At 42.9% G+C, this 16,895-nt stretch carries 16 protein-coding genes; 1 reads left to right on the forward strand and 15 read right to left on the reverse strand.

Going from position 1 to position 16,895, the window contains the following annotated elements; genetic code table 11:
* The 12 genes from atpE to KGY70_08195 all read right to left on the reverse strand — a co-directional run.
* Positions 1-256, reverse strand: a 256-nt coding sequence (atpE, locus tag KGY70_08140) for an ATP synthase F0 subunit C (protein ID MBS3775141.1), incomplete at its 3' end; no start/stop codon positions are given.
* 38 nt (positions 257-294) lie between these two features.
* Positions 295-1,413 (reverse strand): F0F1 ATP synthase subunit A, encoded by a 1,119-nt coding sequence (gene atpB, locus KGY70_08145; GenBank protein MBS3775142.1) that lies wholly within the window; start codon positions 1,411-1,413, stop codon positions 295-297.
* A gap of 166 nt (positions 1,414-1,579) precedes the next feature.
* Entirely contained in the window at positions 1,580-2,038 is a 459-nt protein-coding gene (locus tag KGY70_08150) for a V-type ATP synthase subunit K (GenBank protein MBS3775143.1), read from the reverse strand.
* A 30-nt stretch (positions 2,039-2,068) separates the two neighbouring features.
* A complete protein-coding gene (locus KGY70_08155; GenBank protein MBS3775144.1) occupies positions 2,069-3,871 on the reverse strand; it encodes an ATPase in 1,803 nt (600 codons plus the stop codon).
* Between the two features lie 12 nt (positions 3,872-3,883).
* Positions 3,884-4,480 (reverse strand): V-type ATP synthase subunit D, encoded by a 597-nt coding sequence (locus KGY70_08160; GenBank protein MBS3775145.1) that lies wholly within the window; start codon positions 4,478-4,480, stop codon positions 3,884-3,886.
* Between the two features lie 11 nt (positions 4,481-4,491).
* Positions 4,492-5,823, reverse strand: coding sequence for a V-type ATP synthase subunit B (locus KGY70_08165; protein MBS3775146.1), 1,332 nt, complete (start codon positions 5,821-5,823; stop codon positions 4,492-4,494).
* 4 nt (positions 5,824-5,827) lie between these two features.
* Positions 5,828-7,597 carry a V-type ATP synthase subunit A gene (locus tag KGY70_08170; protein ID MBS3775147.1) on the reverse strand — a complete coding sequence of 590 codons (1,770 nt, stop codon included), beginning with the start codon at positions 7,595-7,597 and terminating at the stop codon, positions 5,828-5,830.
* A complete protein-coding gene (locus KGY70_08175) occupies positions 7,590-8,432 on the reverse strand; it encodes a DUF2764 family protein (protein ID MBS3775148.1) in 843 nt (280 codons plus the stop codon). Before KGY70_08175 ends, KGY70_08170 begins: the two co-directional genes overlap by 8 nt.
* Position 8,433: 1 nt before the next feature.
* Positions 8,434-9,066, reverse strand: a complete 633-nt coding sequence (locus KGY70_08180) for a peptidylprolyl isomerase (protein ID MBS3775149.1) — start codon at positions 9,064-9,066, stop codon at positions 8,434-8,436.
* Between the two features lie 253 nt (positions 9,067-9,319).
* The gene (locus KGY70_08185) at positions 9,320-9,712 is read right to left on the reverse strand and encodes a hypothetical protein (protein MBS3775150.1); all 393 of its coding nucleotides are present in this window, start codon (positions 9,710-9,712) and stop codon (positions 9,320-9,322) included.
* A gap of 1 nt (position 9,713) precedes the next feature.
* Positions 9,714-9,869, reverse strand: coding sequence for an AtpZ/AtpI family protein (locus KGY70_08190; GenBank protein MBS3775151.1), 156 nt, complete (start codon positions 9,867-9,869; stop codon positions 9,714-9,716).
* A gap of 34 nt (positions 9,870-9,903) precedes the next feature.
* A complete protein-coding gene (locus KGY70_08195; protein MBS3775152.1) occupies positions 9,904-10,341 on the reverse strand; it encodes a polymer-forming cytoskeletal protein in 438 nt (145 codons plus the stop codon).
* Positions 10,342-10,557: 216 nt separating this feature from the next.
* On the opposite strand from KGY70_08195, the gene KGY70_08200 reads away from it, so the two are divergent.
* Positions 10,558-13,629: a DUF2723 domain-containing protein gene (locus KGY70_08200; GenBank protein MBS3775153.1), complete on the forward strand. Its 3,072-nt coding sequence runs from the start codon at positions 10,558-10,560 to the stop codon at positions 13,627-13,629.
* A gap of 220 nt (positions 13,630-13,849) precedes the next feature.
* On the opposite strand, the gene KGY70_08205 is transcribed toward KGY70_08200, so the two are convergent.
* From KGY70_08205 to KGY70_08215, 3 genes are read right to left on the reverse strand one after another with little or no spacing between them, the layout of a single operon-like run.
* Positions 13,850-14,863: a glycosyltransferase family 9 protein gene (locus tag KGY70_08205; GenBank protein MBS3775154.1), complete on the reverse strand. Its 1,014-nt coding sequence runs from the start codon at positions 14,861-14,863 to the stop codon at positions 13,850-13,852.
* A 56-nt stretch (positions 14,864-14,919) separates the two neighbouring features.
* Positions 14,920-15,162, reverse strand: a complete 243-nt coding sequence (atpC, locus tag KGY70_08210; protein ID MBS3775155.1) for an ATP synthase F1 subunit epsilon — start codon at positions 15,160-15,162, stop codon at positions 14,920-14,922.
* 20 nt (positions 15,163-15,182) lie between these two features.
* A complete protein-coding gene (locus KGY70_08215) occupies positions 15,183-16,700 on the reverse strand; it encodes a F0F1 ATP synthase subunit beta (GenBank protein MBS3775156.1) in 1,518 nt (505 codons plus the stop codon).
* Positions 16,701-16,895: the final 195 nt, after the last annotated feature.

Consider the following 16,895-nt stretch of genomic DNA (forward strand, 5'->3'; position numbering starts at 1 on the left):
CTACAAAAACAATCAAAAAGCAGACCACAATGGCAAAAAACGCCACCCCTTCAATCAAGGCTGCCGATACGATCATGTTGGAACGGATGTCACCCGCTGCCTCAGGCTGCCGGGCAATGGATTCCATTGCTGTGGCACCAATTTTCCCAATTCCGATAGCTGCGGCAACGGCAGCTATAGCTGCTCCAAAACCGGCTCCAAGCTCTGCCAGTCCTAAACCAATAGAAGTTTGTAATAAAACAGTTAATACACTCATAGTCAATCAATTTAGTTTATGTATAAAATAAATATTTATCATTCAATTTCCCCTACAGCCATTCCAAGATAAAGTGCCGATAATATGGTAAAAACGTAAGCCTGAATAAAAGCAACCAACAACTCCAATAATGTGAGAAATACAGTAAAAATCACTGAAAATACCGATACACCATATCCTATTAAAGGGTTCATATTGCCAAAAATGAATATCAAACTTAAAAATCCAAGCATTACAATGTGACCTGCCGAAATATTGGCAAAAAGTCGGATCATTAGTGTAAAAGGCCGGATGAATATACCCACAAACTCTATTAAAGGAACCAATGGAAAAGGAAACTTCAGCCACCAGGGAACGGCGGGGGGGTTGAATATTTCCCGCCAATAATGCCTTTTGCCTGTAATAACAATTCCTATAAAAGTAAACAAGGCAAGTGCCATAGTAACAGATATATTACCGGTGGTATTGGCGCCGGCAGGAAAAATGGGAATCAAACCAAGAAGATTGTTCAGCAGAATAAAAAAGAAAACAGAAAGCAGAAAGGGGGTTAATCTTTCATGATGTTTTTCTCCGATGCTAGGCCTGGCAATATCATCCCGCACAAAAAGAATCAGAGGCTCCAGAAGCGATTGCATTCCCTTTGGCGGCCGGTTGGGTTGCCGTTTGTAGCGATTTGCAATGGGCAGGAAGATGGCCAGCAACAGGATAATACTCACAAAGACAGCCGCTACTGTTTTTGTAATTGACAAGTCAATGGGTTGCTCTTCCTTAACACGACCCTGTTCATCCAACTCAACAATGTTTCCCTTATTTGTTCCTTCCTGCGCAATCTTGAACCGTTTATAGGATTGATGTCCATGATCAAAATGATACGACCAAAATGAGAACCAGCCGCGGTCCTTACTATACAAAATAACCGGCAAAGGAAGGCTTACGTCGGTATCGCCTATGGTAACAATATGCCAGCTATAATGATCCACCACATGATCCATGATCATCCGGCCGGGATTAAATCCATCTTCATCCTGTTCCTCCTCCCCGGCAGATTCATTGACCATTACTCCGCTATCTGCCGAAGAAAAAGATTCGGGCTGAAAACATACAATGAAAGCCAAAGTTACCGCTGCAACAACTGTATGTTTATATCTTCCGAACATAGATACTTTTTTATCAGCCCCCAAATGTATGTAAATTTATAACACATTGTTCTTATTATGAAATAAAAAAGGCGATGATTTAAATCAACATCGCCTTATCTTACGCATAAACTGATAATAAGTTACCATTCGTCAATCAGAACTTATCATACCTTTTGGCTCTTGTTTATAAAGCTCCGCTAATCAGGAATGTTGCAGCAAAAGCAATAATTGCATACAATTCGGGGAATACGGCTAGTATCATCGTATTACCGAACACGTCATGACCTGATCCGATTCCGGCAATTCCATTGGCAGTAACTCCACCCTGCCATCTTGCCGACCAAAGGCCGACGATGCCCAATGCGATTCCTGCAGCAAGAATGGAGACTCCCTGGTACATGACCATACCTTCTTCCACGATTGCAGGCAATTGATTGTGTATAATAAAAAAGCCTGCAAATCCATATAATCCCTGTGTACCAGGTAATGCACTCAGCAACATGTAACTACCAAAGGCATCCGGTCTTTTCTTTAAAGCTCCGATGGTAGCATTGCCACCCTTCGCAACGCCAATGGCACTTCCGATTCCGGCTAAGAAAAACAACGCTAATCCGGTATACGCTAGAATAACAGGTAAATCCATAATTTATCTCTCCTTTTTAAAATTTAACTTCTATAATGATTTTGTAAATGGTTTGTATTTCTTTCCTCCACCGGTAAAACCGGCATTGTTATAAAATTCTACAAATGTCAGACGCATGGGATGAACAAAAGCACTGAGCGATGATATCAGAAGATTGCCGATGTGCCCGATGACAAGAATAAGAATGAAAACCACCGGGCCCACATAGGGAATCTGACCAAACGTAAGGGCAATTTCATTGATAACAAAACCCAGAATTGCGGTGGATATGCCAATTGCAAACAAACGAATGTAGGACAATACATCGCCAAACACCCCGGTAACGGTATTGTATGCATCCCACACACCTTTCCCTAGACGGGCAAAAATATTCAGTTTGGGATCGCTGAACAGAAATATCAACACACCGCTAAATATCAATGCTCCGTTGAAATAAGGCTTCGCCGCACTTTGGGTAAACCAGCCAAGCTGATCCCCTCCCATATAAAAGACAAGGGAAAGCAGGGCCAACACCCATCCCCACGTGGATAAAGAATAAGGAAAGCCACTGAATTTCCACAATCTATAGGCTTTCAATATCAATCCAAAAAGTATCTGTAATATTCCAAGGCCTAACGACGCGTAAAACAGTTGGTTGCGGTCTAAAATCATATTTCTGACCTGGGAAGCCCAGTCAATATTTGTTAAACTGATACCAAAAACGGTACCACCAATAAGCCCCATAAGGACAGTCGCGGCGCCCAGATATTGTGCCATAGTCAGATAAATCTTCATGCCAGGCTTAGCCTTGGTGTGCTTATAGATGGTTACTGCAGCCAGTATAACGATGCCGTAACCCACGTCTCCAAGACAAAAACCAAAAAACAGGGCAAAAAACGGGGCAAAAAACGGAGTCAGGTCCAATTCATAATAATTGGGTAAATCAATCATTTTCTGCAAAGGTTCAAAGACCTTGGCAAATTTGCCATTTTTTAGCTGTATGGGCACCTGGTAAGGATCTTCACTTTTCACATCGCTGCTAACATAAAGCACATTTTCCTTTTCAAGAAAAGCCTTCAATTCCTCTTCTTTGTCTTCAGGTACCCATCCTTCCAGGAGCATCACCTTATCCTCGGCCTGTGACTCTGTATGATTCAGTGCCTGATTGAAATCGGTCTTCTCCTGGAGCCGTTTTCTTTCATTCCGTAATAGTTCCAAATATTTTTCAGCGTATTCATCAAAAATTCTGTTGATCTCCTGAATACGCTTCTCTTTTTCGTCATACTTTCTGTCCAGCTCGGAAAGGGATTCGTCGGGCAACCGAACCTCCTCGGCCTCAATATCTATTTCCTGATCTCCTTCCTGCAGTATGACAAAATAAAGATTACCACTAATATTGTTGATCCGTTCCAGGTAATACTGATTTTCCCAATCGCTGTCAAAATATTTTTCATTGACCACAAAAAACCGGGGAGTAAGATTCAACTCCTTCAGTTTTTGCTTCATGTCATCTGTAAAATCGCCCCAGGGATGGGCTTTATTTATATCTTTTCTCAGAGCTACCAATTCCTGTTCGATATTGGCAATTTCATCCTGCTTCTCCTTAATATCCCTGACAATATCAAAAGGTTGGGTTCCATCATCCGCAGGATTTTCTTCCTGACCCTTTTTCTCAAGAAAACGAATGGTTTCATTCAGTTTTTTAATGTCTTCAAGGGCCTGCCTGGTCTCCTCATCATATTCATCTGCCTTTTCGGCAATATGAAGAACACCAATATCCTGCAGCTTCTGCAAAAAATCATTATACTCCTTATGGTAAATTAAAAAAGAATATCTGGTCATTGGAGTGATCATGCCAATACCTCCCTACTGATTTTGTTGTTCATGACGTTTCTTCACTATCTTCTGTGCTGCCTTGGAAAGATTTTCCTGATCCTCCAAAAAGCGTTTGATTTTATTTATTGCATCCAGGTACTCAGGTATCTGGACTTTTTCATACAAGTTCACTTTCTGGGTTGTTTTTTTCCTGGCATAATCCAACAACTCCATCTTCTTTCGGAAGACTTCTTTCTCGACAGCAATCTGGCCCAGAGATTCCAGCAGGTCTACCCCTTTAAGGTACCAACTGGGGTTGTTGTACATACTGAAATCCTTCAAATCAAAATCCACATCCTCCAAAACCGGTGTTTTGGTACCGGCAATCTTTTTGGTAGCCAGCTTCACCTCCCGGATGGTTACCAAATCCTTGTCAAACTCACACCAAAGACGGGCCATATCCTCATATTGATCCAGTTTCTCCTGGAGCTTTTTATCAAGCTCTTTCATGGTATCCTTGGCCTTTTTTACCTCCACCCTTAAGGCTGCTTCTTTACTCTGAAGGGTAGGCAAAGCCCGTAACCGGATATCAAGCTGCTTTTGCAGTCTTTGCTGGGATATTTTATTGTATTGAAATTTTATGGACATACGATAATGCTTTATTCTTCGCTATCACTTGGCCAGTATTTATCTACAAGGTCCTTCTTAACACTTACTTCGGTACGCTTAAAGTGCTTATCAAAAAGTCTCCAGGCCGTATCGAGCATTTCATTCACTTCGATGTTTACGTCGATGGCCAGAAGTTCTTTGGAATAATCTTTGGCAAATTCAAGGGCTCTCCGGTCGTATTCGGTCAGGTCGAAACCATTTTCCAGTTTGGTCTTGGCATTGGAAGCATCGGCAAAAAGACGGATCGCCGCGTTCATCACCTGAGGGTGATCCTCTCTTGTTTTCTTACCAATTACTAACTGTTTCAACCGGGAGAGGCTCCGGAACGGATCAACGATGACTTTACCCACATCGGTATCGTTCCTGAGAAAAAGCTGTCCCTCAGTGATATACCCTGTGTTGTCAGGAATGGCATGGGTTATGTCTCCGCCCGAAAGGGTGGTAACCGCAACGATGGTGATCGAACCGCCTTCAGGAAACTGCACGGCTTTTTCATATATCCGGGCCAGGTCACTGTAAAGCGATCCGGGCATACTGTCTTTGGAAGGTATCTGATCCATACGGTTGGAAACAATACTGAGCGCGTCTGCAAAGAGGGTCATGTCGGTAAGCAGAACAAGCACTTTTTGGTTTTTCTCCACGGCAAAGTGCTCTGCAGCCGTCAGACACATATCGGGCACCAGCAACCGTTCTACAGAGGGGTCTTCGGTAGTATTCACGAAACTAATGATACGATCCAGTGCACCCGCATTATCAAACACATTTTTATAATACAGGTAATCGTCGTTGGTCAGTCCCATTCCTCCCAGTATAATCTTATCTGCCTGGGCGCGGAGGGCAACCATCGACATCACCTGATTGTAAGGCTGGTCAGGATCAGCAAAGAAAGGGATCTTCTGGCCGGTAACCAGTGCATTATTCAGGTCAATACCGGCAATCCCGGTAGGGATGAATTCCGAAGGCTGTAAGCGTCGTACCGGGTTCACAGTAGGTCCGCCAATCTCCACTTCTTTTCCTTCCACATCGGGCCCGCCGTCAATGGGGTCTCCGTAGGCATTGAAAAATCTCCCTGAGAGTTCGTCTCCAACATTCAACTGGGCGGTTCTTCCAAAAAAGACCACTTCCGCATTGGTGGGTATGCCTTCTGTACCTCCGTATACCTGGAGGGTTACCTCATCTCCAACGATCTTGACCACCTGGGCCATTCGTCCGTTCACCAATGCAATCTCTTCATTACCCACACCTGATGCTCTAAGCGTTATAGTGGCTTTGGTAATTTGCTCAATTTTGGTATAAATCTTTTGAAATGCTTGTGTTTCCATATACTTAGGCCTTTCTTTCTTCAATAATTTGTTCTAATTCCTTTTCAAACTGTTGAAACTTATCGGATTTGAACTCTGAGTAGTTCATTTGCCTGAGTTCGTCGACCAACCGTTTGAAATATTCGCTGACTTCTTCAAAATGCTCAAAGTTAAAGTTGGTATTGTATATATTGATCACTTTTTCGAGCATATATTTTTGACGTTCAATAGATGTTTGGGCATCGATCTCATCGAAGGCATCCTGCTGCAGGAGGACAAAGTCCACTACTTCGGATTTCCAGAAGGTAATGTGGTAATCTACCGGCACACCATCGTCACCCAAAATGTTAATCTGCTCGGAAGCTTCACGCCCTCTCAACAGCACATTCTTAAGCAACTGAATCTGCTCTGGCCATGTATCTCCAATATTTTCCTTCAGATAATTTTCCATTTCGGGGTATTCAAGATATTTGGAATAGCTGTCGATGGGATCAACTGCGGGGTAACGTTTGCTGTCGGCACGATCCTGAGAAAGCGCATAGAAACATCGTGCGGCCTTTTTAGTAGCCTCTGTCACGGGCTCTTTCAGGTTACCTCCGGCGGGTGAAACGGTACCGATAAATGTGATGGAGCCGGCCTCACCATTATTCAGGTACACGTAACCGGCCCTTGAATAGAAATTCGATATAATGGCTGTCAGGTCCATAGGATAAGCATCAGGCCCGGGAAGCTCCTCCATTCGGTTGGACATCTCCCTAAGCGCCTGAGCCCACCTCGAAGTAGAATCGGCAAGCATCAGAATCTTCAGGCCCATGGCCCTGTAATACTCAGCAATGGTCATGGCTGTATACACAGAGGCTTCACGTGCTGCAACCGGCATGTTGGATGTATTGGCGATAATGGTTGTTCGTTCCATCAGTTTCCTGCTTGTTCTTGGATCTTCCAGCTCGGGAAATTCGGTAAATATTTCAACCACCTCGTTTGCACGTTCACCGCAGGCTGCCATAATGATCATGTCAGCTTCGGCCTGCTTGGACAGGGCATGCTGCAATACCGTTTTACCGCTACCAAACGGGCCGGGAATAAAGCCGGTTCCTCCTTCGCCAATGGGATTCAATGTATCTATAATACGAATACCTGTCTCAAGCAATTTGAATGGTCTGGGTTTCTCCCGGAAATTCTTAATAGGAACTTTAACAGGCCATTGCTGTACCATGGTGACTTCCACTTCCCGGTCATCTTCATCCAGCAACACAGCCATGGTATCGTTTATCGTATATTCCCCTTCGCCGGCAACGGATTTAACCTTAAATTTCCCTTCAAATTTAAAGGGAACCATAATTTTATGGGGCAACCAGTTTTCAGTAACTTCACCGAGCCAGTCGCCGGCAATAACTGTGTCACCCTCTTTGGCAATGGGTTTGAATTCGTATTTCCTTTCCTGATCCAGGGCCTCCGTGTGAGCTCCCCGGTGAAGGAAAATTCCTTCCATCTTGTCCAGGTCATTCTGCAAACCATCATAGTTACGGGACAAAATACCCGGACCAAGATTTACTTCCAGCATATGGCCGACAAATTCAACGGTATCACCTACCCTTAAACCCCGGGTACTTTCAAAAACCTGGATATAGGCAGTAGTACCCATTACTTTAATGACCTCAGACATTAATTTACTATCTTGCTGAGCAATATAGCAGATCTCATTTTGTTGCACCGGTCCGTCGGCTTCAACCATGACAAGATTTGCAATAATACCTGTGATCTTGCCTCTTGTGATGTTATTTTCTTTACTCATTGATCATGAATTCTTTTGAAAATTCAAAACTCTCTTTTAATTCCTCAATTAACTGTTTAAACAATTCTCTTCCGGTTTGTTCATCAAGTTCCATCCACCGGTAAACCATCTGAAGTTTGATGGTATAGGCCAAAATAACTTCCAGCGAAAAGTAATGAAACCGGGTGAATTCGTCCAATTGGTCCCATCTGAACTGGTCCAGGCTTTTTTCGCGGGCCAATAGATTGTCCTTCTCGGCTATACCGATTACCTGACCTACATAATCCAAAATCGGTGCAAGACCAAAATCTTTTGCACTGCTCTTATTGACTGCCTCAGTAACGAAATTGTCACCAATCAGCTCTTCTTCCGGATCCTTATCAAATTCTCTGCAGTTTAACCCGATTAAAACATTGGTAACATTCATTTCAAAAGTGAACCAATCGGTAAGAAACTGATCCCGGAATGAGAACACATAATCATAAAACATCCGGGTCAAATGGTTTTCCCATTGTTTTAAAGTCCTGCTGTTACGGTCTTCCCTATATTGTTCTACAAACTCATACATATAATCGGGCAGGGAAAAAAGATCCCCTCCCTCAGTCAATTCACTTTCAAAATCCGAAACGGTGTAATTGCCCAGCTCACTGAACTGATCGTATTTTTCCTGCAGGAACAACAGCAAATTCTGGTTGTCATAAGGAAGGAATAGCAATTGAGCCAGTTCATAATCCTCCGGATAAAGCTCCTCTTCCAATGTATTTTTAAAATCATGCATTGAAAAATTCACTTCCGTCTCGTCAAGCAAAATATCAGGTAAGCCTGCAACAAAGCAGTGATAATAATTTTGAGCCATACTATTTTTCCTCTTTACCTTTTTCAGAAAAAAGCATTTCTACGGTGCGCGGTCTCAGATAGCTCTTGAAGAAATTTTCAAAGTCCTCTTCGGAAAAACTAATCTTATAAGATCCGTCGGCAGGTCCGATTGAAAATCCACCCCTCATACGATCGGAGATCTCTACCTGAATTCCCGCATTAAGCTGTTGGGCGGCCTGTTTTTCCAGGTAATCCTGGAGTTCTTTCTTTTTATTTTCTGGAATGGTTACGGCAAGATTGGCCTGTTCACCCGATGGGGAACTCCAGTTTTTAATGAGTGTTTCGATGAGTTCCTTGATAAACTCGGTATCATTCATTGATTCTTTCACCGGTTCTTTGATCACCCCCATGGTGATCATCCCGGTGATCTGTTTTTGCACTTCGCGAAGGGTTTGCTTGGCTGCCAGTTCAATTTCCGATTTGGCATTTTTCTTTAGATCTTCGGATTCTTTCCTGGCATTGCTGATGATCTCATCGGCTTCCTTTTGAGCCTCATTCTTAATCTTATCAGCCTCCTTCTTTGCATCCTCAACGATCTTATTGGCTTCTTCGTTGGCTTTTTCTACCCCCTCATTATACAACTTATTGGTAAGTTCCTGAAGTTTGCTTTCCATAATTATTTAGCTTTAATCTGAATTTTTTGATTGACAACTTGCAAAGGTATAATTTTAGAAATATTTCCAAGATAATTTTGTGTTGATATTTTATACCTTACAATTTAAAAAACCCGCATAATCACCAAAATGCCATCTTAAGTGGGGCAAAAATAATATGAAAAAAAATTCCCTCCAAACAGATTGTTATTTTTTTAACAATGTTATACGAATAACATTATATTTTTTCCATTATGCCTTCTTTACAAACCTTTTACTCTGCCTTTTTCCCCCGAACATAGTGAAAAAGGTTAACAATCTCAAAAACAGTATAAATAATATAAAGTATTAAGAAAGTAACTAAGAAAGGCACTGCAATCTGGGGATTAAAATAAGAGAAAGTAATGATAAAAATGAGAAACAGAAGCAATTTGGCACCCAGTAAACCCAGGAAACGGGAGGAAAACTTCTTTACGGGCAGTCTTGAAGCTCCAATAAGCGTTCCGTGAAAAACAGCCATTACAACATAAAAAATAACCGGGAGAAAAATAAAAAAGGAATCATAGTGCCCGGGGAACATATACATAAAAGCCAGGAAACCGGCAACATACACTACGATCGTCATATAAAGCTGCTGCAATAAAAATTGTTGCAAAGGTTTCGGCATATCATTTGAATTTAATAAAATCTTTAATGGCATAATATATACCCAGAACAACCCCCAGGATTACACCAAGAAGGGTAAACAGCGGAAAGTTGATTCCGGAAACCCATTCATCCAGTTTCATCCCCCCGTATAATCCCAATAAAATGATAACCATCATCTGGAAACCCAGCGCGGAATATCGGGCATATTCTCTAAGAGGATTTGAATCCTTTCTGGTCTCCCTTTTGGTCTCCTTTTGTTTGTTCCTGTTGTTTTTCCGCCCGTTTTCCTGATTTTCCTGACTGGACATTCTTTATTGCATCCTCATTCATATTACAATTGCCGGTAAACAGGGAGCCGGGTTCAATTGAAAGCTTCTGCGTGACTATATCCCCATATATCCTTGCTGAAGCTTTGAGTGAAAGCAACTCCTTAACCTTGATCTTCCCTTCTATCATTCCCAACACCTCAGAGTTCTTACAATCAATCTCCCCTTTAATCTTCCCGGTTTCTCCTACTACCAGTTTCCCGTCTGTCATGATGTTGCCCGACAGAAAACCATCTATTCTGATATCACCATTGGTATTGATGTCACCGGTAATCTCGGTACCAACGCCTATAAGGTTAATGGCATTGGATTCATTTTCCATATTTGTTTTCGCCATATCTGTATTAATTTTTGACATATTTGATAAAACAGAGGTTAAAATTACGTTTTAAAATCACAGCAAATATAAAAAAATCGAAACATTCAATACCTTTCTTATTATAATTTATTTTTAATTTGCAAATTAAAATCATCACCGGTAAAATTCATTATTTTCGTGCAGAATAAAATTAACTGTATCTTAAAATAATACCCCACCATGGAACGATTTAAGAAAGTCAATACAATTACGGGCTGGATCATTTTTCTGATAGCGGCCACAGTACTACTGATGGGCATAGAACCTACAGTTAGTTTCTGGGATTGTGGCGAATACATTGCATCTGCTTTTAAGCTTATGGTGGGCCACCCTCCCGGCGCTCCCTTTTTTATGCTGGTAGCAAGGCTATTTTCCATTTTTGCTCCTGACAGCAGTAAGGTTGCACTGATGGTCAACAGCATGTCGGCATTAGCGAGTGCCTTTACCGTATTGTTTCTTTTTTGGAGCATCACCCACCTGGCAAGAAAAATATTCTCCGTGGAAAATGATAAAGGCAACTTGCTTGCCGTTATTGGTGCCGGTGTGGTGGGTGCGCTCGCCTTAACCTTTTCCGATACATTCTGGTTTTCGGCTGAAGAAGGAGAAGTTTATGCATTTTCCTCCCTTTTTACTGCCTTTGTTTTCTATGCCATTCTTAAATGGGAAAATGTAGCCTATGAAAAGCATTCCAACCGCTGGATTATTTTAATTGCCTTCCTTATGGGGATATCCATCGGTGTTCACCTGCTGAATCTACTGGCTATTCCCGCCATTGTTTTTGTTTATTACTTTAGAAAATACAAAATCACCAACAGAGGAATTTTGGGAGCCGCACTGCTTTCAATAATCCTTTTGGGTACCTTCAATTTTATCATTATACCAGGTATTGTAAGACTGGCTTCCGGATTTGAACTTCTGTTTGTTAATGGATTGGGATTACCTTTTAACACCGGAAATTTCATTTTTATCCTGGCAATTGCAGCGCTTCTTGCCTGGGGCCTGTACCGTACCCATAAACTGAAAAAGGTTACGCTCAACACATTGCTTCTTGGTTTAACAGTAGTGATCCTCGGTTATTCATCGTACACCATGCTCATGATCCGATCTGCAGCAGATCCTCCGATGGATGAAAACGACCCGCAAACCGTTTTTTCCCTGTATCATTACCTGAAAAGGGAGCAATACGGTCAACATCCCCTGGTTACCGGCCCTTATTACAACGCTCCCATCGTGGACAGTGAGCAACCCCATACTTATGTCAAGGAAGGGAATAAATATGTAAAATCGTATTCCTTAAACCCAGATTATGAATATGATGAACGGTTTACCACCTTCTTCCCGAGAATGTATAGCAGACAGTCGAATCATGTGCAGGAATACAAAAAATGGGCTAATATTGAAGGCAGACAGGTTACTGTAACCAACCAACGCGGGGAGGAAGAAACCAGAAACGTCCCCACTTTCGGTGAAAACCTGAAATTCTTTTTCAGATACCAGGTAGGCCATATGTACCTGAGGTATTTCATGTGGAATTTTGCCGGCCGGCAGAACGACATTCAGGGGCACGGAGGTCCCCTAAATGGTAACTGGCTGAGCGGTATTAAGCCCCTCGACGAAACCAGACTCGGAAATCAAGACAATCTTCCCGAGAAATTCAAAAACAACAAGGCCAGGAACACCTATTATATGTTGCCTCTCCTGCTCGGCTTAATTGGTTTCTTCTTTCAATACAAGAAAAATCCAAAGGATTTTACGGTGGTGCTGCTCCTGTTTCTGTTTACAGGCCTGGCTATTGTGGTATACCTTAATCAAACACCACTGCAGCCAAGGGAAAGAGATTATGCATACGCGGGTTCCTTCTATGCTTTCTCCATGTGGATTGGCCTGGGAGTTCTTGGGATATACAATCTATTCAAAAATAAAGCTCCGAAGGTTTTCAGCGCCATCCTTGCTATAATACTCACGCTGGTGCTGGTACCGGTGAACATGGCTAAAGAAAACTGGGACGATCACGACCGTTCGGGGCGTTATATAGCCCGCGACTATGCCTACAACTACTTAAATAGCTGCGCTCCCAACGCCATTCTCTTTACCCATGGAGATAACGATACCTTCCCACTATGGTACGCCCAGGAAGTGGAAGGCATAAGAACCGACGTCCGGGTGGTTAATCTCAGCCTACTGAACACGGACTGGTACATCGACCAGATGAAAAGAAAGGCTTATGATTCCGATCCGGTGCCTTTCAGCATGGAACAGGATCAATACAAACAAGGCACACGGGATCAGGTACCCATGCTCAATAAAGTAGAGAACTTTGTGGATGTCAAACAGGTAGTGGATTTTGTCGCCAGCGACGACGAACGTACCCAGCTCTCTTCCCGCGGCAACCAAAAAATCAATTATATACCCACCCAAAAGTTCAAGTTGAACGTGGACTCAGCAAAAGTAGTTAACCGAGGGATTGTTAAACCTGAAAATGCCGATCAAATCGTAGATGAAATAAGATGGCAGGTAAACAGAAACAACCTCATGAAAAATGATCTCATGATGCTCGATCTCCTGGCAAACTTTAACTGGGAACGACCGGTTTACTTTGTTTCACCCAGCGATGAGACCAACCTGGGCTTAAGTGATTATCTCCAACTGGAGGGGTTTGCCTACAGGCTGGTGCCTATCAAAACAGAAGCAGAAGACAGGGTAGATGTGGGAAGGGTAGATTCCGAGATCATGTACCAAAATCTTATGGAAGAATTCAGTTATGGCAATATGCAGGACCCGGATGTGTATATGGATTATACCAGCAGACGAACAAGCAATGTGATCCGTATCAGAAATAAATTCGCCCGGCTGGCCCGCAAACTAATTGATGAGGACAAAAAACAAAAGGCCGTTGAAACGCTTGACCGGGCAATGGAGCTTACTCCAAACAGTCAGCTTCCCTACGGTATGTGGGTTCTGGAGATCCTTACCGAGTATTACAGGGCTGATGCAACCGAAAAAGCCAATGCACTGGCTGAAGAGTTCGCAGGATATACAAAGAATGAACTCAATTACTACTTTAGTCTAAATCAGCCTTTTGCCGATGCCATTTCCAGGGAACAACGGATGGGCTTGCATATCATGCACAGGCTATCCCAGATCACTAAAAAATTCGGGCAGGAAGAGCTTTCAAAAGATTATGAGCAATATTTGAACAACAAGGTATCCTCCATGCAGGGAACAGGAGGTGGATTAAGACAGCAAAACTGAAAAGTGCAACATTTTACTATATCTTACCGGCCTCTTTTGCCGGGTAAGGTACTTAACAGTGTTTGTCCATAAAGTCCAGGAGATTTGAAAGAGTCTCGTCTAGAATGTTCGCTCGCAAGGCTTGCTAGTTTTGAATGACAGGAGTTTACTTGATGTAATCGACTGGCATGAAAAACGAGCGTAACGCAGCGAGCGGATATTATAGACAGACTCTAAACAGTTATTGGGAGTTGCTTCCAGGCCCATCAGAAAACAACTCTGCGGCCTTCGATGCTATGGCAGCACTGTCAATATCCATAATGCACCGGAAATGCTTTTTAGGACATTTCCTAAACCCCAGTTTGGAGCATGGCCGGCAAGGCAATCCGCGTATTTCAAAAAGGATGGAATCCGGATGGGGCATATAGGGGTACATACCAAATTCGGGTACCGTATTGCCCCAAACAGAAATGATCCGCTTATGAAAAGCTGATGCAATATGCATAAGGCCGGTATCATGCGTGATAACTACCCTTGATTGTCTGATTACCGAAGCAGATTGATTGATGTTATAGCTGCCGCAGGCATTCAATACCCAATCGCCGCATTGCCGGGCAATGGTTTCTCCATTTTCCCGGTCTTCAGGGCCACCCAGCAAAATAACCGGCAACCCGGTTTGATCAATAACAGAAATGATCTTATCCGTAGTCAGTTTTTTGGTATTGTGTTTGGCACCAATGGCAAAAGCAATATAACCTTCCTTAAAAGGGGGAGGAAAACCGGAAGAGTTCACCTCATCACGGGAAGGTATGAAATAATCAAGTCCCTGGTGGTCATTTTCCACATCAAAAATATCTACGGCTTTAAAATATCTGTCAACAATATGCTTATCAGGGAGCTTATTAACCTTGAAATTCACATAATACCACTTTTTCCAGTTTAATTTGTCAAAGGTAAAATCGATAATCCCCAGCCCGGAAATGATACGTTTTGTGCGCAGGTTTTTGTGCAGATCAATGATATAGTCGTAGAATTCATACTTCAGATCGTCGAGTTGCTTCCTCAGATCTTTACGCAGCACATGAACCTTATCTATATATGGGTTGGCTTCCAGGATATCTTTATACTCGGTTTTGGTAAAAAAGTGTACTTCAGCATTTTCCACCTGATTTTTCAATCCCCTGACAACCGGAGTGGTCAGAACAATATCTCCGATGGAACTGAAACGGAGTACAAGAAACTTAACTGGCTGCATAAATGGTTGCTTTCAGAACATTGTGGCTTTGCGAAGAAAATCATATCCAACGAATATCAAGCTACTTCGGCGAGAATGATGGTTTTGTTCCTCTGTACTTCGATTATCCCCCCTTCAATATCAAAATACTGCGGGTTACCCGTGGATTCCTCCACCCTGATGGTCCCCTTTTCAAGGGTAGAAATAATCGGGGCATGGTACTGAAGTACCTGAAACTGACCTTTGCTTCCAGGTACCTGGATCAGTTCTACTTTCCCTTCAAAAAGGGTTTTCTCGGGTGTAACGATTTCTAAATGCATGATATATGGTCCAAAGCTTATTATTCTTCTCTTCCCGCCAGCATTTTCTCGCCTTTCTCTATGGCTTCATCTATTGTTCCCAGCATGCTAAAGGCCGACTCAGGATATTTATCTACCTCTCCGTTTAGTATCATTTCAAAACCTCTGATGGTATCCTCAATTTTTACCAGCACTCCGGGTTTACCCGTAAATTGCTCAGCCACATGGAATGGCTGTGAAAGGAAGCGTTGAACTTTTCTGGCTCTATGTACCACCATTTTATCTTCTTCCGAAAGCTCTTCCATACCCAGAATGGCAATAATATCCTGTAATTCACGATTTCGTTGCAAAATCTCTTTTACTTGCTGGGCTACATTATAATGCTTTTCACCTACAATTTCCGGTGTTAATATTCTGGAAGTAGAATCAAGTGGATCGACGGAAGGATAAATCCCAAGCTCGGCAATCCTTCTGCTTAAAACCGTAGTCGCATCCAGGTGGCTAAAAGTTGTGGCAGGAGCGGGGTCGGTAAGGTCGTCGGCAGGGACATACACTGCCTGAACAGAGGTTATGGACCCGTTACGGGTGGAAGTAATCCGCTCCTGCATTTCACCCATTTCAGTGGCCAATGTAGGCTGATATCCAACAGCCGAAGGCATTCTTCCAAGAAGTGCCGACACTTCAGCCCCTGCTTGGGTAAACCGGAATACATTATCAACAAAAAACAATATATCACTTCCTTCTCCACCTTCCCGTGTCCCCTGATCGCGAAATGATTCGGCAAGTGTAAGACCGGATAAAGCAACAGTAAGCCGGGCTCCGGGAGGCTCATTCATCTGCCCGAAGACTAAGCTGGCCTGAGAATTCTGAAGCTCTTCGAGATTTACTTTGGAAAGATCCCAGCCTCCGGCTTCCACGCTTTTCTGAAATGCTTCGCCGTACTTGATCACTCCCGACTCAATCATTTCCCTCACCAAATCATTCCCTTCACGGGTTCTTTCTCCAACGCCCGAAAAAACAGTTAAGCCGGAATAGGCTTTGGCAATGTTGTCGATCATTTCCATGATCAGAACGGTTTTACCTACACCTGCCCCTCCAAACAAACCGATCTTTCCTCCTTTTGGATAGGGTTCTATCAGATCAATCACTTTAATTCCTGTATGCAATACCTCAGTTTCAGTGGAAAGTTCCGTATATTCAGGTGAACCCTGATGCACCGGATAACCGCCTTCCTTGTTCAAAGGCTCCATTCCGTCAATGGGTTCTCCTATTACATTAAGCACCCGGCCTCTAACCTGATTACCGACAGGCATTCTTATAGTGGAGCCGGTAGCTTTAACCTCCGTTCCACGCCTTACACCGTCAGTAGCATCAAGGGCGATGGTTCTTACTGTATATTCACCAAGATGTTGCTGGGTTTCCAAAACCAGCCTGGATCCATCCGTTTTATGAATTTCCAAAGCCTCAAATATATCAGGCAACTCTCCGCCGCTCTTCTCAAAACTCACATCAACAACCGGTCCGATTACCTGAATGATCTCTCCAAAATTTTCAGCCATAGCACAATATTTTATTAAACCCAAATTATTCACAAATAATTCTGACGCTATTGAAAAACCTGGCTTTTCGCTTCATTATTTTTCGCAAAAAGCCGGTTTTTCTAATGCGGGGTTACCTGCATCCACCCCGCAATCCATCCCGCATTCATAAACTTTCCCGCTTACCAGCGGGATTCGTTTATGAATAATGCAGGT

The sequence above is a fragment of the Bacteroidales bacterium genome, from assembly GCA_018334875.1.
Classification (GTDB): Bacteria; Bacteroidota; Bacteroidia; order Bacteroidales; family UBA12077; genus JAGXLC01.

What these genes read in the sequence shown, in the direction of transcription:
- atpB (MBS3775142.1), bottom strand. Translation starts at nt 1,413, where the DNA reads ATGTTCGGAAGATATAAACATACAGTTGTTGCAGCGGTAACTTTGGCT.
- KGY70_08150 (MBS3775143.1), bottom strand. Translation starts at nt 2,038, where the DNA reads ATGGATTTACCTGTTATTCTAGCGTATACCGGATTAGCGTTGTTTTTC.
- KGY70_08155 (MBS3775144.1), bottom strand. Translation starts at nt 3,871, where the DNA reads ATGATCACTCCAATGACCAGATATTCTTTTTTAATTTACCATAAGGAG.
- KGY70_08160 (MBS3775145.1), bottom strand. Translation starts at nt 4,480, where the DNA reads ATGTCCATAAAATTTCAATACAATAAAATATCCCAGCAAAGACTGCAA.
- KGY70_08165 (MBS3775146.1), bottom strand. Translation starts at nt 5,823, where the DNA reads ATGGAAACACAAGCATTTCAAAAGATTTATACCAAAATTGAGCAAATT.
- KGY70_08170 (MBS3775147.1), bottom strand. Translation starts at nt 7,597, where the DNA reads ATGAGTAAAGAAAATAACATCACAAGAGGCAAGATCACAGGTATTATT.
- KGY70_08175 (MBS3775148.1), bottom strand. Translation starts at nt 8,432, where the DNA reads ATGGCTCAAAATTATTATCACTGCTTTGTTGCAGGCTTACCTGATATT.
- KGY70_08180 (MBS3775149.1), bottom strand. Translation starts at nt 9,066, where the DNA reads ATGGAAAGCAAACTTCAGGAACTTACCAATAAGTTGTATAATGAGGGG.
- KGY70_08185 (MBS3775150.1), bottom strand. Translation starts at nt 9,712, where the DNA reads ATGCCGAAACCTTTGCAACAATTTTTATTGCAGCAGCTTTATATGACG.
- KGY70_08190 (MBS3775151.1), bottom strand. Translation starts at nt 9,869, where the DNA reads ATGATGGTTATCATTTTATTGGGATTATACGGGGGGATGAAACTGGAT.
- KGY70_08195 (MBS3775152.1), bottom strand. Translation starts at nt 10,341, where the DNA reads ATGGAAAATGAATCCAATGCCATTAACCTTATAGGCGTTGGTACCGAG.
- KGY70_08200 (MBS3775153.1), top strand. Translation starts at nt 10,558, where the DNA reads ATGGAACGATTTAAGAAAGTCAATACAATTACGGGCTGGATCATTTTT.
- KGY70_08205 (MBS3775154.1), bottom strand. Translation starts at nt 14,863, where the DNA reads ATGCAGCCAGTTAAGTTTCTTGTACTCCGTTTCAGTTCCATCGGAGAT.
- atpC (MBS3775155.1), bottom strand. Translation starts at nt 15,162, where the DNA reads ATGCATTTAGAAATCGTTACACCCGAGAAAACCCTTTTTGAAGGGAAA.
- KGY70_08215 (MBS3775156.1), bottom strand. Translation starts at nt 16,700, where the DNA reads ATGGCTGAAAATTTTGGAGAGATCATTCAGGTAATCGGACCGGTTGTT.